General features: G+C 53.8%; 13 protein-coding genes and 1 pseudogene. 4 read left to right on the forward strand and 10 right to left on the reverse strand.

Translation table 11 applies throughout. The annotated features are described in order from the left end of the window. Positions 1-27 precede the first annotated feature (27 nt). Entirely contained in the window at positions 28-1965 is a 1938-nt protein-coding gene (locus AWJ19_RS27525; protein WP_068728395.1) for an asparagine synthase-related protein, read from the reverse strand. Positions 1966-2165: 200 nt separating this feature from the next. Here AWJ19_RS27525 and AWJ19_RS27530 point away from each other — a divergent pair, with 200 nt between their 5' ends. The 3 genes from AWJ19_RS27530 to AWJ19_RS36965 are packed head-to-tail and all read left to right on the forward strand — an operon-like array spanning position 2166 to position 3643. Next, a complete protein-coding gene (locus tag AWJ19_RS27530) occupies positions 2166-2750 on the forward strand; it encodes a GNAT family N-acetyltransferase (RefSeq protein WP_068728396.1) in 585 nt (194 codons plus the stop codon). A 12-nt stretch (positions 2751-2762) separates the two neighbouring features. After that, complete coding sequence (locus AWJ19_RS36960) at positions 2763-3095, forward strand: GNAT family N-acetyltransferase (protein WP_241781913.1); 333 nt, start codon at positions 2763-2765, stop codon at positions 3093-3095. Continuing rightward, positions 3095-3643 carry a hypothetical protein gene (locus tag AWJ19_RS36965; protein WP_241781914.1) on the forward strand — a complete coding sequence of 183 codons (549 nt, stop codon included), beginning with the start codon at positions 3095-3097 and terminating at the stop codon, positions 3641-3643. Before AWJ19_RS36960 ends, AWJ19_RS36965 begins: the two co-directional genes overlap by 1 nt. A 1-nt stretch (position 3644) precedes the next feature. On the opposite strand, the gene AWJ19_RS27540 is transcribed toward AWJ19_RS36965, so the two are convergent. The 3 genes from AWJ19_RS27540 to AWJ19_RS27550 all read right to left on the reverse strand — a co-directional run bounded on the left by AWJ19_RS27540 (position 3645) and on the right by AWJ19_RS27550 (position 7239). Continuing rightward, positions 3645-4298, reverse strand: a complete 654-nt coding sequence (locus AWJ19_RS27540; protein WP_068728397.1) for a SprT family zinc-dependent metalloprotease — start codon at positions 4296-4298, stop codon at positions 3645-3647. Positions 4299-4359: 61 nt separating this feature from the next. Then, the gene (locus tag AWJ19_RS27545) at positions 4360-5835 is read right to left on the reverse strand and encodes a serine hydrolase (protein ID WP_068728398.1); all 1476 of its coding nucleotides are present in this window, start codon (positions 5833-5835) and stop codon (positions 4360-4362) included. 507 nt (positions 5836-6342) lie between these two features. Next, positions 6343-7239 carry an SDR family oxidoreductase gene (locus tag AWJ19_RS27550; RefSeq protein ID WP_068728399.1) on the reverse strand — a complete coding sequence of 299 codons (897 nt, stop codon included), beginning with the start codon at positions 7237-7239 and terminating at the stop codon, positions 6343-6345. 185 nt (positions 7240-7424) lie between these two features. On the opposite strand from AWJ19_RS27550, the gene AWJ19_RS27555 reads away from it, so the two are divergent. Further along, positions 7425-7874 carry a GNAT family N-acetyltransferase gene (locus AWJ19_RS27555; RefSeq protein ID WP_068728400.1) on the forward strand — a complete coding sequence of 150 codons (450 nt, stop codon included), beginning with the start codon at positions 7425-7427 and terminating at the stop codon, positions 7872-7874. 89 nt (positions 7875-7963) lie between these two features. Here the strand turns inward: AWJ19_RS27555 and AWJ19_RS27560 are convergent. The 6 genes and pseudogenes from AWJ19_RS27560 to AWJ19_RS27585 form a co-directional block, all read right to left on the reverse strand. Continuing rightward, positions 7964-10611, reverse strand: a pseudogene (locus AWJ19_RS27560) (ABC transporter permease). 13 nt (positions 10612-10624) lie between these two features. After that, entirely contained in the window at positions 10625-11326 is a 702-nt protein-coding gene (locus AWJ19_RS27565) for an ABC transporter ATP-binding protein (RefSeq protein WP_068728401.1), read from the reverse strand. Between the two features lie 142 nt (positions 11327-11468). Next, positions 11469-12446 carry a carbohydrate-binding protein gene (locus tag AWJ19_RS36970; RefSeq protein WP_068728402.1) on the reverse strand — a complete coding sequence of 326 codons (978 nt, stop codon included), beginning with the start codon at positions 12444-12446 and terminating at the stop codon, positions 11469-11471. 23 nt (positions 12447-12469) lie between these two features. Then, positions 12470-16807 carry a glycoside hydrolase domain-containing protein gene (locus tag AWJ19_RS27575; RefSeq protein ID WP_241781915.1) on the reverse strand — a complete coding sequence of 1446 codons (4338 nt, stop codon included), beginning with the start codon at positions 16805-16807 and terminating at the stop codon, positions 12470-12472. A gap of 25 nt (positions 16808-16832) precedes the next feature. After that, entirely contained in the window at positions 16833-18518 is a 1686-nt protein-coding gene (locus AWJ19_RS27580) for an S-layer homology domain-containing protein (protein ID WP_068728404.1), read from the reverse strand. A 23-nt stretch (positions 18519-18541) separates the two neighbouring features. Continuing rightward, positions 18542-22183 carry a PA14 domain-containing protein gene (locus AWJ19_RS27585; RefSeq protein WP_068728405.1) on the reverse strand — a complete coding sequence of 1214 codons (3642 nt, stop codon included), beginning with the start codon at positions 22181-22183 and terminating at the stop codon, positions 18542-18544. Positions 22184-22553: the final 370 nt, after the last annotated feature.

Raw genomic sequence — 22553 nt, forward strand, 5'->3', positions numbered from 1 at the left:
TTTGTCACCCCCTTTCAAGCGATTTCCTCACGACAGGCGCTTCAGGAACCTGTAAAAGACAAGTCCGCGTGCCAGCAGCCGAAAATCTGTATTAAAAATCAGATGAGGTTCGGGCTCACTACCCAGCCGGTCCAAGCATCCGGCGAGCCCCGTACTGTTCAGATATACCGCAGCCTGCGGATCACGGGTCATCTCCCTCAGTTCCCCGAGAAAAGCACTCCATTGCGGCAGCATCCGCTGGATGCCGTCTGCTCCCTGCACCCCGCGCCGTTTGCGGTTGAGCCGGACATTGTCGGGCAGGCGCCCGGCCATTGCCCGGCGGATCAGCGAACGGTCCACCCCTTTCTGGACGTACTGCTCCTCGGGAACGGAGAGGCAGAACCGGATCACACGCAGGTCATTCGTCGGGTCACGGTCCCATACGCGGTATTTCAGTGACAGCTTCGTAGCAACCGTACCGTTAACATTCCAGATGTGCGGCTGCTCAAAATGCCTTTTGCGGAAATCATAAATGCTCTGTGCGGAAGGGTCTCCGGCTATGTTCAACCGCTCCAGCCGTTCATACACCTCTGTGCGTTTGGCAAATCCGGGGTCAATCAGCTCAGGAAGCTCATCCTGGCTCTGTCTGCGGGACAGCAGGCCGCGTATTTCAGGAAAGGCCTTCCTGCCTACGATCTTCATCACCAGCTTGCGGTTCGCCTGCATGGACTGGTTATAGCCTTTGTGCTCCCGGTAAAAGGAGAGCAGGCGGAATTCCCGGAGCAGCTTGGCCTGATAGTCCAGAGCCGGGCCCCAGGAGACACTCCAGTTTCCCCTCTGTCCGCTTAGCAGGATACCGATATCCTGCTGCTGGGCCTGCTCGTAGATCCCTTTCAGCCAATAAGAATTCTCGATAAATTTATAGGGCATTTCCATAATGCCCAGCCAGTCATCAATATCGTTATAGGAGTTACGTTCGGGAAAATTAAGCAGAGTCGGCTGAATATTCCCCACATAATCTATCGTTTCCTGAATAAAGGGGCGTTCATCGGCAACCCGGTTGCCGAGCTTGAAGCCGGTAAAGCCGTCTACCGGATAAGAGCTGAAGGTATAGAGTTGCTGGCCGCGGCGGCGCAGCTCCTCCGCTGCAAAGCTGACGACAGATCCGGAATCCAGCCCTCCGCTCAGGTTAGCACCCGCTGCACGGTAAGTGCGGAGCCTATCCTTCACTGCCCGTCCAAACACTTCCCGGAATGCCTCCTCGTACTCCCAGTTGGAGCCAAGCCGCAGCTCCGGGGGAGTCTGGATTGTTAAGTAGCGGGAGAAGACAATATTTCCGCCGGTTATGGAGACGGAGTGAGCGGGAGGAAGCTGTCCGACCGAGTCATATACGGTTAAGAAGCAGTCCGCAGCATCCACTCTGTCCTGTATGGCCAGAAATTCGGCCACCCATTGTTCATTCAGCCCGTGTCCTGCACCCGGCAGCGACAAAAGCGGATGAATGACCGTACAGAAAGCGAAATAGGTTCCGGACTGATGAAAATAAAGGGTTCGGTTGCCGGAGAAATCTCTTGCTCCAAACAGCTTATGCTGCCGCTCATCCCAGATCATGAAGGCAAAATCGCCTACCAGATGCACAGGTGCTGCTTCCCCCCACTTTTCATAGGCAAGCAGGATCAGCAGGCTGTCAGGGATGGCATCCCGGTCTATACCCGGGACATTTAATACATCAAACAGTTCATTTCTATTGTCAATGATCGCATCAGCCGTAATGGCGAGCTTCCGCTCCGGATCATAGTATGGCAGCTGCTCATTTACAGATTGCGGTGTGATCCACTGTGACCGGCATCCGAGAAAGATATCCCGGTTCTGCCAGCCTCTCGCATCGTCAGCCGGGTAACGGTTAAGCTGCTTCATCAGGCTTGTGCCCAGTTCAGGGTCCAGACTATGCTGCTGCAGATGATAGATACCAGCGATCGCACTCATAGGAAAGCCTCCACTTAGCGACTTCTTTGCGGGTTCGTAATAAAGAACATTTCTTATATATAAGATACCGTTCCGGACATGGAATGTGAATTACACAAAGGAGGAAAAATCGTTATCCTTTAGCGTATCATTCTTAGTATACTTAGGTGGTAGATGGATGGGACATTTTTCCTATTAGTACTTTTAGAGGAGGCAGCATAATGGAACATAAAGCGGATGAACCTGTTCTGTTATCCATTCCGGACTGCTTCGAAAGCAGGCGGCTAATCATCCGTTCGGCGTTATGGGGAGACGGGGAAGCTGTGAATGAAGCGGTACGGGAGAGTGCCGGGGAACTAAGGCCTTGGATGCCCTGGGCCAGACTTGTGCCTACCCTTGAACAGTCAGAAGCCAGCATCCGCAGATCCCGGCTGGAGTTCCTTGAGCGCACCGATCTTAGGCTGCTCCTGTTCAATAAAGTCACCGGCGTCCTAATCGGGAGCAGCGGCCTGCACCGGATAGACTGGCAGACCCGGAAATTTGAAATCGGCTACTGGGTACGGACAGCATACGGTAGGCAGGGATATATTACGGAGGCAGTACAGGCGATTACAGACTACGCGGTCCAGGAGCTGCAGGCCAACCGGATTGAGATCCGCTGCGACTCCCGCAATGTACAAAGCGCCCGGGTGGCTGAACGCTGCGGCTTCACGCTCGAAGGTATTCTCCGCAATGACAAATGCGATGTGGACGGCCTGCTGCGGAATACGATGATTTTTTCCAGGGTACGGGGTGTGGAATATTAGGAGGGAAGGGCTATGCACCATTTGCAATTCGTTACAGGTTACAGACAAAATGAACAGCTGCGGACCAGCTTCTTCGCGCTTGCTGCAGACACCTTCGGCTTAGAGCTGAAGAGCTGGTATCAGGAGGGCTTCTGGGACGGGCGATACATCCCTTTTTCCTATGCAGACGGAGATCAGATTGTTGCGAATGTATCGGTAAACCTGCTTGATCTTGTCATCGACGGGAATACGGTACAAGCCATTCAGCTCGGCACTGTGATGACCCATCCCGATTACCGCAGGCAGGGCTTGTCCGCAGCATTGATGGAGAAGGTCTTGGGGAGTACGGCAGCCGCTGTGAGCTGATGTATCTGTTCGCTAATGACAGCGTGCTCGATTTTTATCCGCGCTTTGGCTTCCGGCCAGCCGGGGAGCAGCTTTTCTCCGCCATGTACAAGCCCTCCCTGCCCGCCACAGAGCAGACAGTTATTCGCAAGCTGGATATAAGCTGCCGGGAGGATCTGGCGTTCATCCATTCTTTTGCCGGTCAGCGCCTGCCGGTGTCGCAGCGTTTCGGGACATCGGGCACGCCGGGGCTGCTGATGTTTTATTGTCTAAATGTGTTCGGTGAAGATCTCTACTATTTGGAGGAAGATGAGGTAATCGCAATTTGCCGGCAGGAGGGTCAGGAGCTGCAGCTTTTTGATGTGATCAGCCGCCGGGAGCCTGATATTCACTCCATATTGTCCAAGCTTGCGGATAGCAGCACTACACAAATTGTTTTCCACTATACGCCTGATCACAGCGGCCTAGAAATGAGCAGCACTCCCTATGACAGCGGCTTATTCGTAAAAACAGGCCGCGGGTTTTCTTTTGCCGGAAACATGAAGCATCCTGCTACTTCTATTGCTTAAATTACAGGGTCATAAACCCGCCAAAACAGGCAAGGAATTCTTCCTTAGCCTTATAGTCCGGCATGATGCTGCCAAGCCGCCGCCAGAACGAACGGTCATGGTTCATATGTAGCAGATGGCACAGCTCATGGATGATCACATAATCAATCACCTCGGGCGGGGCCATGGCCAGCCGGTAATTAAAGGTCAGCTTCTTGTCCGAGCTGCAGCTCCCCCATTTGGTGCGGGACTCTACGATCTCGAACGATTTCGGCTTTACCTTCAGCTGGTTCTGGTAATGCGGCATACGCTCGGCGATCACTTTTTTCAGACTGTTAAAATAGAATTTTTTCAGCTCCTGCTTCAGCGTCTCCTCATCCCGCTCACCGGTCTCGATCAGCTTATGCAACGGGTATTCCTTGCCTAAATAGAGGAAGCTTCCCTCCTCCTGATACTCCTTGGGCTGCGGAACCTGCCTGGCTGTTTCCAGGCTGCGCAGCTTCTCTGTAATCCAGGCGCTGTGTCCCTGGACTGCACTTAAGATCACTTCATCAGCCATCCCCTTTGGCGCTTTGACATTGAGCCGGCCGGCCCCGTCTATCTGCAGGGATATTTTCTTCCGTTTGCTGTACTGGATGTTCAGCGTCAGGGTCTGATCTCCGATTTGAATCTGCATGCTTAACCTCTTTTATCGTATAAATCAGCTGCAAGGCTGTCTGGGTTAACTATAGCATGATTTAGGGGAGATGCGCCTGCTGCTGGAGGATGCCGGTTGTACTATACTCCGCAATGTTCAGGGAGACGTTCATTTGAAAGGTAAGCTGAATGGCCGCTGGCCGGAACTCCATGATGTAAGTAACGATATATGGCGTTTCAGGATAAATCAGGGTCAGCACTAAAATGTCCCTGTCCTGCCAGGCTGCTATAGTAATAACCTCCTGCTGATGCAAAGCCAGGTCCTTCCAGAATACCCCCTGGGTGCTGAGTGTTTGGCCAAAGTAGAACGGCAGCACGCCATCCCGTGCATCCCCGTAAACCATTTGAAGCATCAGCTGCTCCTCCCGCATATCCAGTCCGATTGCCTTCAGCCCGTGCGGATTGTCTGCCAGGCGGTACACTGCTGGCTTTAGTCCGGGTCTGCTTTCGGGCGGGAGTGTGGAGGAAGGCAGCATAGCCGGATGAGTCTGGCTGAATATAAATCTGTCATTTGCATTGAGCTCAAGTGAGTTATGCGTCTCCGGCTGATCAAGGCGGTCGAAAAGCTGTTCAAAGATAAGATCAAGCAGCGTCTGCAGCTGCTGCATACCGGGAAAAGCGGCCGTTGCCGCAATTACGATACTCTCCCGCGGGGCCACTAAGAGTAGCTGGCCAAAGGAGCCGTCTCCCCGGAAGCAGCCTCTCCGGCATAAATGAAACTGGTAGCCGTAGCCCTGGGCGGAATCAATCCGTCCTGGCTTGGCAGACGGCCGGTTGTCGCTTTGCTCACTGGCAGCCAGCGCCAGATATCGCTCTGACACGATTCTTTTGCCTGCGTATTCCCCTTTGTTCAGCAGCATCTGACCAAGCTTGGCTATACTCTCGGTAGACAGGCTAAGTCCCATTCCTCCGGCGGTAATGCCGAGCGGGCAAGTCTCCCAGACCGGCCGGGGAATGCCAAGCGGCTCAAACAGCCGCGGCATCAGAAAATCAACCAGCTTCTCTCCGGCAACCTGTTCAATAATGGCCGACAGCATGTACGTACAGTGTGTGCTGTATACATAATGGCTGCCCGGCTCATGCGTGACCTCCTGGGCCAAAAACGCCTGCACCCAATCCTTGTTCTGCGCCACAGCCCCGTATATGTTATCCCCGTGTCCCGCATTCATGGACAATAGGTGATGCACCGTCATACGGGCGAGGTTGGCAGAAATGGTGTCAGGAAGCTTGTGCGGAAAAAAGGAGATGACCGTGTCCGTAAGCTTCAGGAGTCCTTCATCTATGGCGATGCCTGCCGCGATGGAGGTCACACTTTTGCTCAACGAATACAGCAGCTGCGGCTGGCCCACCCGATAGGGCGCCCGTGCAAACTCCGCCGTTACTGCACCGTCCTGCAGCAGCATGAAGGTGTTCACGGCGAGTCCGGATTGCTGGATGCGGGAGAAGAATTCAGTTAATGCGCGGGGGGTCAGGCGGTTGTTACTGCTGGAGCCGGATAGATCCGTTAATCGTTGCAAACCTGATACTCCTCCTCCATGTTGTATTCTGGCACAGCCGGAGCAAAGAGCTTCATACTCCGCATGCTTCACATTGCGAATGTAGCAGATTACTGCTTCGGGACGCAAGCTGATTTCTGACAGGTTATCGATCCTCTGCCGCCAGCCCAGAGAAGCGCTCCGGATCAGGCTTATTAGGGAAAACAGCTGGCTTCAGATTGTAACGGACTCAGGAGCCGTTAAATTTCATTTAATCGGATTTCTCAGACTCTAACGGACTCAGATGACGTTAGTTGTGCGGTTAGGGCTGCTTGGACATAGGATTAGGCCAAATAAGGTTACCTGAGTCGTTAGACAAGTAAATTCCACCCAATCGCCTCATTAACGTCATCTCTGTCCGTTAGCCGGGCAGGCGTGTCTCCTAATCATAACACGCCAAAAAGCCCCCGGCTGATAGACCTGAGCATGCTCAGGCTTACAGCCGGGGGCTTTGGTTGTAGCCAGGTGCTTCACTGCAACGCCTATGACTTAAGGCGTAGGCATACCGCCGTTCGCATTCAGCGTCTCACCGCTGACATAGCTGGATTCCTGGCTGGCCAGGAACACGTACGCCGGTGCCATTTCCGCAGGTTGTCCCGGACGGGCAAGCGGTGTCTTGGCGCCGAAGTCCTTCAGCGCTTCTACCGGCTGGCCGCCGCTGATCTGGAGCGGAGTCCAGACGGGTCCAGGTGCGACAACGTTAACGCGGATCCCTTTTTCAGCAACCTGCTGGGCAAGTGATTTACTGAAGGTATTAATCGCAGACTTCGTAGTCGCATAATCCAGCAGAATCGGCGCAGGCGTATAAGCCTGGATCGAAGAGGTATTGATGATCGTGCTGCCCGGCTTCATATGCTTGATGGCCGCTTTACAGAGCCAGAACAGCGAGTATACATTTGTCTTAAAGGTTGCATCAAATTGTTCCGTCGTCAGATCGGCGATGTCGGTCACGTACTGCTGCATGCCGGCGATATTCGCCAGAATATCAATACCGCCAAGCTCTTTTACCGCAGTATCAATAAGCTGCTCGCAGTACTGCTCGTCCTTGAGATCACCCGGCATGGCTACCGCCTTGCGTCCGGCTTCCTCAACGAGCTTAACAACCTCCCGCGCATCGGCCTCCTCTTCCGGCATATAGGCAAGGACAACGTCAGCCCCTTCACGGGCAAAGGCAATCGCTGTCGCACGGCCGATCCCGCTGTCCGCTCCGGTAACCACCGCCTTGCGTCCGGTCAGCCGTCCGCTGCCTTTATAAGTCTGCGCACCGTCATCCGGCTTCGGGTACATCTCCGTTTCCAGTCCCGGGGCAGGCTGCTGCTGCTCGAATTCCTTAGTGGCCTTCTGATATTGTGTAGTAGGGTCTTGAACCGTAAATTGATCGCTCATCGTACATTCCTCCTCTGTGAATTTCCACTCGTTGGTGACTAGGGCTATACAATTACTAAATCCTTCGACTCTTTCTATGTAACCGCGATGGTTCTAATTTAAACTAAAGTTAGGCAATTGCGGAGCAGCCTGCTTAATATGTCAAAGTACCTATTTCAATAAATTTTATTAAAAGGAGCCCCCACATGATCCAATCCCTATCCATCCCGTCCCGAAGCGAATCCTTACTCCAGACCCTGCTCAACATCTGGGAAGAGTCCGTACGCTCTACACATCTTTTTCTCTCCGAAAAAGACATTGCCGCGCTGCGTCCCCTTGTCCTGCAAGGACTCGGGGGAATTGACCAGCTGCTGATCTATTCTATCGACGACGGTAATGCGCCCCTCGGCTTCATGGGCATACAAGATCATAAAATCGAAATGCTGTTCGTCAGCCCCGGGGCCATGGGACAGGGGATCGGCAAAAAGCTCGTTACCCATGTCATTGATCACCTGAACGTACAAAGCGTGGATGTAAACGAACAGAATCCCCAGGCACTTGGCTTTTATGAGCATATGGGTTTCTGTGTGGTTGAACGGTCTCCACTTGATGAGCAAGGCAACCCGTTTCCGATCCTGCATATGAAACTACGGTAGCCCTACCTCAGTAAATTCCGCACCGCACGCCGGGAGGCGCACGTATAAAGACCCTCCCGGCTTCCCGGAAGGGTCTTCGTACAGCAACTCTATTCTACCGACTTCAGCGCCTCGATCATATGAATCCGTTTGAGCTTGATGTGCATGAAGGCCATGACGATGCCCGAGAACAGCATGGTCAATACCGCCGCATAGATGTAGCTTGGCCACTCGATGACCGGGGCGAACATCGTCGCATCCAGCTCGGCCGTCTGCAGGACGAAGCTGTGCAGCACGATGCCGAGGCCTGAACCGGCGGCAATGCCGAGCAGGGTCAGAATAATATTTTCCCGGTAAATGTACATCGTTACTTCATTATCGTAGAAGCCCAGCACCTTAATCGTCGACAGCTCGCGGATCCGCTCGGACACATTGATGTTGGTCAGATTATACAGTACAACGAAGGCCAGCGCCGCTGCGGACACAATCAGCACCAGGGTGACAACGTCCATGCTTTTCATCGTATCATCAAAAGCAGTACCGACGCTGCTGGAGAAGCTGACTGCGGCTACGCGTGCACTTGCGGTCAGCTTTTCGCCGAACTGGTCCTCCCAGTTACTGTCCGGTGCATCATAATTCAGTAAAGAGGTATTGAATACCGGCTCTTTCCCGAATACGGAAGCATAATACGCAGGGGTCATATAGGCATAGTGAAGGACATAATTTTCGGTGATTCCCATGACCAGAAGCTCGAACGGCTCATTTTTGCTGTCCGCCAGGGTCAGGGTATCTCCAGCTTCAAGCCCGTACAGCTTGGCCAGCTTCTCCGAGATGATCACTCCTTCATCCGTAAGCTCCAGGGCTTCGCCGCTGCTGCGATCCTGCAGCGACACATAGTCGGACAGGGAACCCACGGTTTCCGGCACAAACAGATTCACATCCTGGTCATTAACACCGCTGGCCCGTGCGGTCATCGTCTCCTGTGCAACATCCAGTGTATCGGTAATAGCTGTTTCGCCGCTGATCAGCTGCTCATAGGACTGCTGCTCTTCTGCCGGGGCATCGGTATGCAGCGCTACCAGCGCATCGTATTTCATAATGACGCCGAACTGCTTCGGCGCGATGCTGCCGATCGAATCCTTGAGACCGAAGCCGGTCAGGATCAGCGCTGTACAGCCAGCTACCCCGAATACGGTCATAAACATGCGCTGCTTGTAGCGGAACAGATTGCGGGCCGTAACCTTCTGGACAAAGCTCAGCCGTCTCCAGATAAAGGTTAACCGCTCCAGAAAAATCCGCTGTCCGCTCTTGGGCGCCTTGGGCCGCATCAGCACGGCAGCATTGCCGCGCAGCTCCACCCGGGCAGCGAACCAGGCTGTAAGCGTGGTGCAGACCAGGGCCACAATAATAGAAATAATTGAATATGACGGATAGAAGCTCTTGATCAGATCCGGCAGATTATAAAGTGAGCTGTAGGCATCGAAAATAATGACTGGCAGCAGCGTGAACCCTACAGCCAGGCCAACTGCCGATCCCGCCAGACTGGCAAGCGTGCCGTAGACCATGAACTTGGCCATAATGTCACGGTTGCCGTAGCCGAGCGCCTTCAGCGTCCCGATCTGCAGGCGGTGCTCCTCGACCATCCGCGTCATGGTTGTCAGGCTGACCAGCGCCGCAATCAGGAAAAAGAACACCGGAAACACGCTGGCAATCGCCGACAGCCGGTCGGCATTGTCTTTGTACTCGGCATATCCCGGATTGGCATTCCGGTCAGTGACATAAATCTTCGGCAGCGTCAGCGCCGCCAGCTGCTGCTCGCCTTCGGCAGCTTCGCTCTGGCTGCGGCGAGCTGCTCAGCCGCCTCACTGCCGGCTCCCGCCTGGGCCTGCTGCTGCTCTTCCGTCAGCTGACCGGCTGCCTGGGCGAGCTGCTGCTCGGCGGCTTCCAGCTCCGCGCGGCCCTTGGCGAGCTCCGCTTCCCCTTCAGCGCGCAGCTCCGAGAGCCGCGCTTCCGGCACGCCCGCCATCGCCTGCTCCACTGCTTCTGTGTGCTGCTCCAGCAGCGTCTCATACTCCGCACTGTAAGCCTCGATGTCGGCAGTATCCTTAAATGACAGGTACGCTTCGGTATAGACCGGCAGCTTGAAATCTGCCTCGGCAATGACGGCGAATGCATCTGTCGTGCCTTTGCCGATCGTGCTGGTGCCGCGGTTGTTTTTCTCAATGAACTGCGGACTGCGTGCAAAGCCTACCACCGTATACTCCAGTGTCACAAAGCTTTCTGACAGATCTGTTTCCGTACCGTTCCCGCTGAACACGATCTTGTCGCCAAGGACATACTCCCCGGCCAGCAGGTCATCCAGTACGATCTCCCCGGATTGCTCCGGCAGACGCCCGTCCATCAGGCGGTACTGGTTAAGCGCCTGCTCCGGTTTATAGGAAAAGACCTTCAGAATTACGCCGTTCTCTCCCGCGAAGACATCCGCGCTGTAGCCCGGCTGCAGCTCATCGACCTCCGGCACATCCTTCAGCAGGGCAACATCCTCTTCTGTGAGACCAAGCGTGCTCTGCACCTTCAGATCCATCAGCCGCTTTTCCTTGAAAAAGGTGCCTGCAGTATCCAGCATATCCGGTCCGGCCGCCTTAATCCCGGAGAAGAAGCAGACGCCCAGCATAATAATTGCAAAAATCGAAATAAAGCGGGCCTTGGTATGCCCGATCTCCCGGAAGATATCCTTCCATAACGCCTGTTTCTTCATCGCTGCCCGCTCCTTACCATTCGATATCGTCAACGGATACCGGGGAAGGATTAACAACCATTTTCCGCACCTTGGCGTTATTGATCTCAATCACCCGGTCCGCCATCGGCGCAATCGCCAGATTATGCGTAATGACGATGACGGTTGTTCCGGTATTCCGGCAGGTATCCTGCAAAAGCTTCAGCACCTGCTTGCCGGTGTTATAATCCAGCGCTCCTGTCGGCTCATCGCAGAGCAGCAGCTTCGGCTGCTTGGCCAGCGCCCGGGCAATCGCGACGCGCTGCTGCTCCCCGCCGGACAGCTGGGCCGGGAAATTGTTCAGCCGCTCCCCGAGTCCTACATCCTCCAGCACCTTGCGCGCATCCAGCGCACGCGGGGAAATCTGCGAGGCCAGCTCGACATTTTCCAGTGTGGTCAGGTTAGGCACCAGATTGTAGAACTGGAACACAAAGCCCACATCATTGCGCCGGTAGCCGGTCAGCTCCTTACTGTTAAATTTGGCGATGTCCGTACCATCCACAATGACCTGGCCTTCGTCGGCCGAATCCATACCGCCCAGAATATTAAGCACCGTCGATTTGCCTGCTCCGCTGGGACCGACAATGACCGCAAATTCACCTTTATTAATCTCAAAATCGATTCCGTCGTTAGCGACAATCGTCGTCTCACCCATTTTGTAGCGCTTGTATTCATTCTTCACCGCAACAAAGCTCATTCCTCATCCTCCTGTTTCTGTCTATGCGGGGCATATACATTCCAGTTTATCACAAATACAAGGCTGAGGCCTGCGGGCCTGTGCGGACGGCAAAAACCCACGGGAGAATTAATCCCATGGGTCCTTTGTTGTCATTACAAGATTATTTTTTCGTAAAAGTCATCTTGTCCAGATTGCCCACATACAACAGGCTGGAAGTGGTCGAACCCTTAAACGAAACGTACAGGCTCTGCTTGCCGGTCAGCTTTTGACTCAGGGCTGCCCCTGCTGTTTTGTAGCTGCCCCAGGCGCCGCCTGTGTTGGGGAGATTTACTGTAGCAATGACAGTACCGTCTTTGCCGCCGAGACGGATTTCAGCCGTGATGTCTGCCGGTGTACGGTTGGTGGGCGCATCGTACAGGAATGACACGTAATTTTTGCCCTGAGTGCCGAAATCGATATCATCAAAAGTCAGCCAGGCACCGGTAAACGTATTGCCGACGGTCTTCCCGCCGTTGTTGTTCTCTGTTTTGAGCGGATTATTATTGAAGGCATTCTTCGCATCCGACCAGGCGGTGCGGTTCTCGAATTCTACAAGGACATCCGGCTCAGCTGCAACCAGTGAAAATGAAGCATTATCAAAGTTGCCGATGTACTTAAAGGTTGAATCGGTTGAGCCTTTGAACACCAGATAAAGATCCTGCATCCCGGTCAGGGTCTTGCTCAATTCCCCTGACACCGTCTTATACGTTCCCCACGAGCCTGCGGTCGGCGGAGCTGCCAGTGTGCCCACAAGCTCACCGTTAACTCCGCCCAGCCGGAGCTCAACAGAAGAGTCTGCAGCGGTATTCGTCGAATTGCCTGCATATTCCACTGACCACTGGTTGACGCCTGCGCTGCCGAAGTTTATTGACTTATAAGCCAGCCAGGCGCCGCTGAATGTATTTGCAACCTGCTTGCCGCTTTTACCGGCCTCGGTCTTCAGCGGCCCGCCGTTGGCCGGATTGTTGTCCGTGGACCAGGCATCATAATTCTCCAGCTCCAGCTTGGCATAATCGGTCCGGATTGTTTGATAGCTCCAGATGAACCGGTCCAGATTCGCCACATACGGACGCGCACTGTCTGTCGTTCCTTTCAGCACGGCGAACAGGGTTTGTTTACCGGTCAGCGTCGGCTCAGCATACCTTCCGCTGTGGCATACTGCGCCCAGCCTGCTCCCGTATTCTTCAGGGCGACCGTACCAAGAAGCTCGCCGTCTGCTGCCCCAAGCCGCAGCTCCAGCTGTGAATCCGCCGGAGTCCGGTCAGAGTTGGCATTGTATTCAACCGTTATCTTGTTGGCACCTTCGATTCCGAAGTCAATGTCCGCAAACGACAGCCAGGCACCGGTAAAGGTGTTGCCTACCACCGTTCCGTTATTGCCGGCTTCCGTCTTCAGCTTGCCGTTGTTAAAGGTGTTCACAGCATCGGACCAGGAAGAGCGGCTCTCAAACTCAACGATGCGGTTATCTACTACAGGAGGTTCCGGCTCTTCCGCCGGGTCAGGTACAACCGGGTTCTTGACCGGTACCGGAAGCGGCTCAGGAAGCGGATCTTCGCCGCCCGGCTGTTCACCGCCAGGTCCGCCCGGATTGCCCGGCTGTCCCGGATTCTGCGGTGCAGGCTCCGGCCGGGACTCGACCGGTTCAGCCAGCCACAGGGAATCGTAGATGTTGCCGTTGTAACTGTCGACCAGGTAGACGTTGACCTGATAATTGCCGGCATTGACACCGAAGCTCTGTGCCAGGTCAAAGCCGCCGGACTGCACAGGCATTGCGCTTGAGAGCAGCGCCTGCTGTTCCCCGTCCATCAGCTGGATTACAGCAACTGCAGGACCTGTATATCCCCCCTTCAGGGTACCTGATACCTCTACAGTCATGTTGTCTGTACGCTTCACGTCCGCCTTCAGATCATATACATCCCACAGAATATCAGAGGTATACGGGGCATCCGATAGCAGTGCTTCGCCTGCTGTAACATTCCGTGCTTCACTTGCCTTGATGCGCACCTGTACCGCACCTGCAGCGAAGGCCTGCGGTCCCACAACCTGCGGATTAGTATCAGCTGTCTTCCAGGTTGCGCCGTTGTCAGTGCTGATTTCGTAATCAGACGGGCTCTCAAAGCCCGGTACCGGAGTCCAGCCAAAAGTATTAGCCTTATCATCAACCGCCGGAGCCGTTGGTGCTTCCGGCCTCACCATCTCGCGAATCGTCTCCAGGCTGAAGTCAAAGGCAATATCCGAACTGCTGAAGTTCACCTGATGCACCTCTGCAGCAAGTACATTGACCCCTTCCTTCAGATAAGCCGGATCAATCTCGTACCGGTTCCAGTCCCGCTCATCACCTACTGTGGCGTTGGCATTGGTCTCATAGGCCACAGCTCCATCCGGCATATTCGTCCGGATAATCTCATGACCGTTCAGATAGACTACAGCGCCGTCGTCACGGATCAGCCCGGCATCCAGCTCCAGAATATCCTTAAGATCCGCTGCTTCGAACGTTGTGCGGAAATAAGTTGTCGTATATTTCTTGCTTGCATCAGGACCGTAACCCGTTACCGTCTTGGCATAGCCCTTGTTATCATAACCAAGCGGTGCCTGTCCGGAGGACCAGCCGCTGTCATTAAAGCCAGCTCCTGTCCAGCCGTTGCCGGGTGCTTTGCCTTTGTCGTAATATTTCCATTCCGAGCCTTCACTGATCAATGCAGTACGCGAGAGTGTATTCTCGATGTCTGCATCGTAATCTGCTGTATGCGGGGCCGCTTTGGCTGAAGCCCCCCAGGCGTAGTTCGGCCCGCTGCCCATTTCGAATTCCAGCGTACCGCCGTTCATCACATCGGCATAGCTGATCCAGGCCTGGTCGAACGATTGGCCGTTCAGCTCTGCCGACTGGATGAAGCGGTTCTCCGAAGAGACATTGTCAGCCTTAATGGTGAACGTCTTGCCGCCATCCAGATGCAGCGTCAGCTCCGAGAAAATCGGCGAGCCGATCACGAAATTGGCATCGCCCGGGTTGCCCGGGAACAGTCCCATCGCGCTATAAACAAACCATGAGGACATCCCGCCGGCATCGTCATCCATGGAAGGCAGATAGCCCTCAGGATCAGCGCGGTAGACACGCGACTGAATCGGATAAGCATACAAACCGTGGTTGTGATACTTCTGGGTAACAACCTCAGTTGTATATTCTCTTGCATAATATTGGGTCAGATACGGATAACCCAGATAGTTGAACAGATAAGGAACGTCGATATCCGGCTCATTAATCGCCATGTACTCATTTCTGGCAAAGAAGTCCTGCAGCTGCTTGGCCATTTCTGTTTTGCCGCCCATCAGCTTAGCCAGACCATTCATGTCCTGTGTTGCGGACCAGCGGTATGTCCAGAGATTACCCTGATAAGCGTACTTGTCTACTGCGGTAACGTCATTTTTGGCTACCGTAGTGCCATTCGGGGTGAAGAAGCCGGTTTTTACGCCATTTTCATCAACCTGGTTGGCATTCCACAGCTTCTGGTAAGACAGTGCGAGCTTCTTATATTTATCATAAGTGCTCTTGTCCCCAAGCAGCTCTGCCAGCTTCATCGGGAAGTAGGCGCTCTTCGCCTTCTCCAGCTTGCCGGAGATTTCGCCCTCAGAGATCGAGAAGTTATCAGCATCCACAGCCATTCCCTTAAGTGCCGTATACGCATCATAGTCAGTGAAGCCCTTGGCATAAGCGTCAAGAATAACTGCACCGTTGAACTCGTTACGGACCGTCGGGCTTGGCCAGTAGCCATCTCCCCACTGGGTATAGATTCCTCTTGTTTTGTACAGATCAACCAGGGACTTCACCATGTTGTTGTACTTTTGCGGCTCCAGTACGGAGAACAGGGCATATTTGCGGAAATCATCCCAGGTCGCCCAGCCGTTATAGTATTCAAAATCATCCCCGAGCTCAGATGCCTGGCGCACCGTTCCCTCAGCTCTGCCGGCTTTGAACGTACCGGCTGAGCTGGTCACGTTCTTAGGCTGCAGATACGTATGGTACATCTGAGTATAAAAAACCTTTTTATTCTCTTCATCTGCATCTTTAATCTCCACTTTGCCCAAAACATCGCTCCAGGCAGCACGGATCTTGGCATGCTGGGCATCAAAATCCCAGCTGGCGATATCCTGCTTCGCTTCAGCTCTCGCCTGCTCCACACTTACCGCCGACAGGCCGACCTTGGCCTGAATCACTTTATCAGAAGCTGTATTGAAGTTGACCCACACACCGCTGTTTGCTCCGCTGCGGACAGCAGCTGTTCCGGTGGTGTTTCCCTCCCAGGAGGTATAGGTGTTAAAATCGTGGTCAAACTGGATGGAATAATAAAGCTTATAATTGCCGTTTCCGCATACATTTTTGGACTGGATCATGCCTGTAATCTCATTATTGCTCTCAACCTTAAGATTCGCATCCAGCATGCCTGCATAGGAATTGGAGAGATCAACCAGCACAGAGCCCGTATTGGCGGAAGCCGGGAAGGTATAGCGGTGGAAGCCGACATTATCGGAAGCTGTCAGCTCCACTCCGATTCCCGAGGCCAGCGTGACTCCGTAATAGCCTGCGGAAGCCTGCTCGCTGCTCTTGTCATACTTCTGCTTATATTCATTTACGTTCTTGGTAAAAGAGCCCGTTCCGGGCATCATCAGAATGTTACCGCCCGCACCGCTGCAGCCTGCACCGCTGAAGCGCACATGCGAGAAGCCCTTGAGGTTCTTATCCTGATAATAATAGCCGCTGAATGCCCCGCCGTCGCCGTCCGGTCCCAGAGAGACAAGCCCGAACGGCATCGAGGGCCCCGGATTCGTCTGGCCGTTATCACCCAATGTGTTAATGAAGGGATCGACATAATCAACCGGGTCCAGATTTACTGCCGGATATGCAGGATATTTGCCGGTATCCACTCCGTATACCTCCAGCTCATACAGACGGACTGTATTGTCCCCGGCTGCGCCTTTACTGACGTAGAAACGGAGATATTGTGCCGTTACCGGCTCTGGCAGATAACGGTCGACAACCGTCTGCACATTGCCCTGCACGACATCGACATCAGTCCACGTCACCCCGTCATCGCTCTTCTGCAGCCGGAAATTCTGCGTGTTCCAGAACGGGCTGTTTGAACCTTCATTAATGGCTGCGTTATAAACCTTCCATTCATTAATCGAATACATCTTGCCGAGATCAAGCGTCATCCACTTGATCTTGGCTGTTGTATTGTCGCACCACTTCGTATCCAATTTGCCGTCTACCGCAAAATCCGCACGTTCATTGTTATTGCATTGTCCTGAGGCGGTAACCTTCGCGCCCAGTGCCACATTCCTGGTCGGGTATACCTCCAGCCCGGCGTCGGCGGCGGACACCGTGACTGTAAAAGCAGTCACGGAATCCAGCAGCCCGAGCAGCATCAGGAGCGACATCAGAATGGCGAACAGTTGTTTACGCATGAGCTTCATTTCCCTCGCTTTCATCTTATAAAGAAGAGCCGGATTGAATCAGACGGCTGACCATTGCAGCCACTTCGGCACGGGTAACCTGCTTCTTCGGCTGGAACTTCGTACCGTCTCCCTGCATCAGCCCGTTTACGCCCGCCTCGGCCACACTGGCTGCAGCCCAGGAAGAAATCTGCTGTGCGTCAGCATAAGCCGGGCTGGACTGGCTGCCTGCCGGCAGGCTGAAATGCTTGGCCGCATGAACCAGCGCTACTGCCGCTTCTTCACGGGTAATGCGGTCGTCCGGACGGAATGCCCCGTCATAGCCATTCATAATACCCAGTGCTGCCGCTTCAGCCGCCTGCTGAGCATAGTAGCTGCTTGACGGCACATCGCTGAACGGCGCCGGTGCAATCGTGGAAGGCACACTGCCCGTACGTTCTACGGCACGCATCAGCAAGGCAACGAATTCCGCGCGGGTAATACCGCGTCCCGGCTCGTAATGCTGCGCATCCACACCGTTCACCAGATGCTTGGCGGCAAGCAGTTTCACCGCCGGTTCAGCCCAGTGTCCGGACAAATCTGTAAAGCTCTTATCATAGACCAGCAGTGCATACGTAGAGAAATGTCCGGTCTTAAAGGTGACCGTTCCGCCTGTAATGGTTCCCGGCATATATTCCGCAATACTGCCGTCCAGATAATAGATGCCGGCAAGTTCTGTATTGATGGCTGCCTGCTGCGCAGGCGTCAGCTTCAGGCTAACCTGGGCCTGCTGCCCCAGCTGATGAATGCCTGCAGTATTACTGCCGTTAACGGATTGGATATTAAGCGAGATCAGCACGCCGGTAGGAGCATATGCAGCATCGCCGCCCGCAGCGCGGGTAACCAGTACTCCCGCTTCGTCATTCCATACTGCATTAAAGGTAATCCGCAGCCGGGTCTGATCATCTCCTGACAGCTTAATCGCACCTGCCGGGAAAGATATGGTTCTTACCCCGTCTGTCAGCACAAGAGCGGTGTTGCCTGTGTTCATCAGCTCCAATGATTTCGCCGGAAGCTCAAGCATCACGTCCGTCTCGCCTGCTGTTGCCGGAAGCTCAACGGTAATGCTGCCCGCAGCCTGCTGCATGGCTTGCGTCAATATATCTGCACCTACCAGATAACGCCCGCCTTCAGCCGCCTCCGGTTTCACGGTGGCACCGCTGGCTTCGCCGGCACCGGCAGGAATAACGGCTGCGGCCGGTAAGGCAGGTACGCCGCCTGTTCCGCCAGGCAAGGAAGAATTCGGTGTGGATGTCGGTACCGGGGTTGATGACGGCATAGGCGTTGGTGTCGGGGTCGGCGTTCCCGTACCCGGTTCTCCGCCTCCCGGCTCCTCCCCGCCCGGAATGGTAAAGGTTTGCGTAAGCGTCGTTCCGCCGCTGCCGGCAATTACGGTATAGCTGCCGGAAGGAGCCAGCACCTGACTCTCCGGAATCGCCAGCCGCTTCGTATAAGCTCCTCCATCCGCTGTCAGAACATCAATATAGAATACGGTCTGAGCCGGGCTGACCACTTTGACAACAACCTGGTCTGCTTGACCCAGGGTTGTGCCTGACAGCGTAACGCTGCCGCCCCGTAAGACTTCCTTCATACTGAGCTGCAGCGTGAAGGATGAGGCTGCAAAGACTGCAGCAGGGATACACAGGAGCATAAAGGCCATTACAGCCGCTACAACTTTTTTCACCTTCGGATTCCTCTCTTTCCTGGTCACTGAAGCTCAGCCGGCTTGGCAAGCTGCTCAGGCACTTCAAGATCGCTGTTAAATTGATCAAATACGAATACCTTGACCCGGTAATTTGTACCTTTTACGTTGTAATACTGGGACATGGTGAGGGTGTCACTCTTCAGCGGAACAGCGCTGATCAGCAGCGGAGTATCGCCGTCCAGGAGCTCGAACACCACATAGGCGCTGCCGGTGTATTCTGCCAGCTTCTCCACTGAAACCTCAACCTTGAGCTGATTATCCCGTTTGAGTGTTCCCTGGAGCGAGTACGTATCGCTATGATCATTAAAGGTAAATGGTTTATCCGCGAGCAACGCCGAGCCTGCCGGTGTCCCGGCTGACTCATCGCCCTTGATGCGGACCTGAACCTTACCTGCGGCGTATTCACCGTCTGGAAGCGGCTGCGGGTTCGCTGTGGCTGGCTGCCACTTTTCGCCTCCGTCAAAGCTGAATTCATAATCAGCAGCGCGGGTATATCCCGGTACCGGAGTCCAGCCGAAAGTGTTACGGGCATCATCAACAACCGGAGCGGTAGGTGCTGCCGGGCGTTCACCGCCGGTGAAGACAGCAGCTTCTGCGGAATTGTCTCGCTTATTTACAGCCTTAACAATGAATTCGTAATCTACAGCCGGATTCGTACCTGCTACTTTAAATTCGTACTCATTTTGTCCCTCAACTGCCGGAACATAGACGTTCCAGTTCATACCCAGCTTCCCGTTTTTCTCATAGATACGGAAGCCTCTCACAGCATCATCCGCACTCTCGTCCTGAGGTTTTTCCCAGGTAAGCAGTGTAGCCTTCTCCTCTGCCCGTGCAGCCGAAAGTTTTTCAACCGGTTTCGGTTTACTGTCTTTCCGTACAATCGTGTACGTATCGAACGGGGCAGTATCACCGGATTTATACGAATTGATCGTAAAGCTGTCTTCCGTCATCAAAATTCCGGAGTAAATCGGCATCTTCGGCTGTTCGTAAACGGCTGCAAAATAAGGATCTACATTCTTATTAACATCGTAAAATTTCGTGCCGGAGGAGTTGTTGATCATGTATAACGTTCCGTCCGGATTAAGCGGATTTCCATGTTCGTCCTTGACGACATTCTCTACGACCTTGTTCCCGTACATTTGATTAGAGCGTACATAGACATGGTCATGTCCCTGCAAGACTACGTCGATTCCAAGCTCATCAAAGACGGGATACAGCGTTTCCCGCAACTCTTTGATTTCGGTTTCGGCCGCATGTCCCCCCAGCGAATAGATCGCCTTATGGAACGCAACAACCTTCCACTTCTTGTCCGTCTCGGCGACTTCCCGCTTCAGCCATTCAATCTGCTGGTTGAAGGAATTCCGCTGACGCTCGTCCCAGCCCATATCCATCGTATTCATAACCATGATGTGGGCTTCGCCGTAGTCGAAGGAGTATACACTGCCCGGAGGAAGCGGATCATCAATTGAATCGTTCGGATAGTTGAAATGATAATAATAGTTGTCGTTATACGGACCTTCGTGATTTCCGACAGCTGCCATAAGCGGAAGCTTCATCAGCATATTCTGCGGTTTGCCAAAATAATCAAGCCATTGGGATTCTAGTGATCCGGCATCAACCTGATCGCCCGTCATCACCAGAAACTTAGCGTCCGGATAATCATCCAGCCCGTTCTTCAGCGTATCGGCCCAGACCTCATAGTCATGGGTATTGGCGCCTTGGGAGTCGGTCATATACAGGAAGCTGTAGGTGTCTTCCTTCTCGCCCTCGGTCGTGAAGCTGCCCTCGGCACTCCAGTTGCCGTCGCTGCCGACACGGTACTTATAGGCGGTTCCGGGAGCAAGCCCGCTGGCGACAGCTTTATGGCTGATAAAAGCTCCTGTTGTCGAACCGGTAATTTTCAGGTTAAGCGCCTTGGTATCAGCCGGATCACCTGCAAAACGCAGCTTCGCCGGGGAATCAAAGCCCTGGTCTGCAGGAACAACCTCGACGATGCTGTCCATGATTCCGGACGGTGCGCTGTCCGGTCTTTCATAACTTGTGTACCAGGCGAAGGATCGGTTCGTTTTCGCCTCGTTCAGGAAGGACATCGCAATGGCAATCGGTGAATAATCAACCGCTTCCGAATGATTCTCCGGGCTGAAAATAAAGCTGCCTGCAGCCGTATCCCCGTCAAGCTTCAGTCCAGCCTGTCCGTCATATTCAACGTTTACAATCTGTCCCGGCATAATGATGGTTCCCAGCGTCAGCATCAGCTGGTCAGCGCTGCTTCCTTGAACCGCCTGCAGGACCGGAATTACCTTTTCGCCCGCTTTAACGGTCAGATGTTTAGCCAGCTCTGCAGGAACAGTCTGCAGATTACCCGTGAGCTGCAGCGCTATGCTCAGGCCTCCGGAATCGACGGTCCCAAACACGGGGCCATTGTAACCGGCCGGAAGATAGAAGGCTGCCGCAGGGACAATCTGCTTCTCGATTCCTGGGCCGGACCAGCGCAGGTACAGATTGGAGCCGCCATAGTCCTCAAAGTACTCTACCTTGAAGCTGTGCATCTCCCCGGCCTGCAGGGTTACAGGACTGCTGGTCTGCTCAACATCCCAGTCATTCTTCCAGTGATCGACAACCAGCTTATCGTCAATCCACATCCGGAAGCCGTTATCTCCAATCATGTAGAAGGTATACTCACCGGATGCCGGCACTGCCAGCCGGCCTGTCCAGCGGATATTGGCATCATCTGCCCGTCCGGCCCAGGTCTGGAGAACCGGATCCAGATTACTGAAGTTAATCTGTGAATCAATTCGCGTGGATTTATAACCAGCGAACTCAAAATTGTCGTTATTGGTGTAATATTGGCCCAGTATTCCATGTTCTTTGGAGGCTGCTGCCCCTGCTGAGGCATTCAGCTCTAGAGAGAAGTAAGTATCGGAGCTTGCACCGCGGTCCTGATGTACCTCGGCTGCAATTACGTTAGTGCCTTGCAGCAGCAGAGCAGGATCGATAGTGAAGTTGTTATCCAGCCGTTCGTCCCCGACGGCTGAAGAGGCATAAGTATTGTAGAGGATTGTGCCCTGCGGCATGTTGGTCCGGTAGACTTCCTGCCCGTTCAGGTATACAACAGCTCCGTCATCACGTACAAGTGTAGCAGCGAGGCGTGTGACTGCTGCAGGATCTTCGACCTGGAACTCTTTACGGTAATACGTTGTGGCATATTTCTGGCTGGCATCCGGACCATAGCTGATCCGGGTCTTCAGATCCAGTCCCTTACCGCTGCTTGCATAACCGAGCGGCGCTTGTCCCTGCTTCCACAAGCTGTCATCATACACATTGCGCCAGACCGTAATCTGATCTGATCCGTTATCAAGATAGGACCAGGTGCTGTCCTTTGCGATTAATGTACCTCCGGCTGCTGCTGCGGAAAGCAATCCGGCATCTCCCAATACCCGGGTTGCTGCTCCATCTCCGGTGCCTCCGGATGTACCGGCATTGCCTGCTGCATCGGTACTAATTGCTTCTTCAGCTGCAGTATTGCCTGTGTCTGCAGGCTCTGCACTGGCCGGAAGCAGCGGCACATAACCGGCCGTGAGCAATGAAGCTGTGAGCATAGCTGCTGTAAGCGCACGGCTTCCCAGCATAAACCTCTTCTTCACTTCTTTTCCCCCCATATGAAAGTTGTAATCAATGGGAAATGATACGTTTAGTCCGGCAACTGTGCAATCCATGCATGGTAAAGGGCGGGTTAAGTTTTCGTAAAACCCGGTGGCAGCTTATAAACAGCTCTCCGGTAATAAAAACTCTTCATAACCATAACTTCCTTTTACTTCCTTATTCCAGCGGGCTTTCACAGCCTCATATCCGCGGCCCGATGCGCTATACAGCGATTGAGCAGCCTTTTAGGGAAATGTAATCTGAAGGTTAAACCAATGCTGAATTTCCCTAAATTTGTATACAAGATTTTCCGTATTTTTATTTGACATTATGTATTTTTAAATCATCTGTCCCCAGACCTGCTTCAAGAAA

Origin of the sequence: Paenibacillus sp. DMB5 (genome assembly GCF_001517085.1) — a bacterium.
Lineage (GTDB): Bacteria > Bacillota > Bacilli > Paenibacillales > Paenibacillaceae > Paenibacillus_AQ.

Bases quoted from the DNA above. Each gene is read 5' to 3' on its own strand.
- AWJ19_RS27525 (WP_068728395.1), bottom strand. From the start codon at position 1,965: ATGAGTGCGATCGCTGGTATCTATCATCTGCAGCAGCATAGTCTGGAC.
- AWJ19_RS27530 (WP_068728396.1), top strand. From the start codon at position 2,166: ATGGAACATAAAGCGGATGAACCTGTTCTGTTATCCATTCCGGACTGC.
- AWJ19_RS36960 (WP_241781913.1), top strand. From the start codon at position 2,763: ATGCACCATTTGCAATTCGTTACAGGTTACAGACAAAATGAACAGCTG.
- AWJ19_RS36965 (WP_241781914.1), top strand. From the start codon at position 3,095: ATGTATCTGTTCGCTAATGACAGCGTGCTCGATTTTTATCCGCGCTTT.
- AWJ19_RS27540 (WP_068728397.1), bottom strand. From the start codon at position 4,298: ATGCAGATTCAAATCGGAGATCAGACCCTGACGCTGAACATCCAGTAC.
- AWJ19_RS27550 (WP_068728399.1), bottom strand. From the start codon at position 7,239: ATGAGCGATCAATTTACGGTTCAAGACCCTACTACACAATATCAGAAG.
- AWJ19_RS27555 (WP_068728400.1), top strand. From the start codon at position 7,425: ATGATCCAATCCCTATCCATCCCGTCCCGAAGCGAATCCTTACTCCAG.
- AWJ19_RS27565 (WP_068728401.1), bottom strand. From the start codon at position 11,326: ATGAGCTTTGTTGCGGTGAAGAATGAATACAAGCGCTACAAAATGGGT.
- AWJ19_RS27575 (WP_241781915.1), bottom strand. From the start codon at position 16,807: ATGCGTAAACAACTGTTCGCCATTCTGATGTCGCTCCTGATGCTGCTC.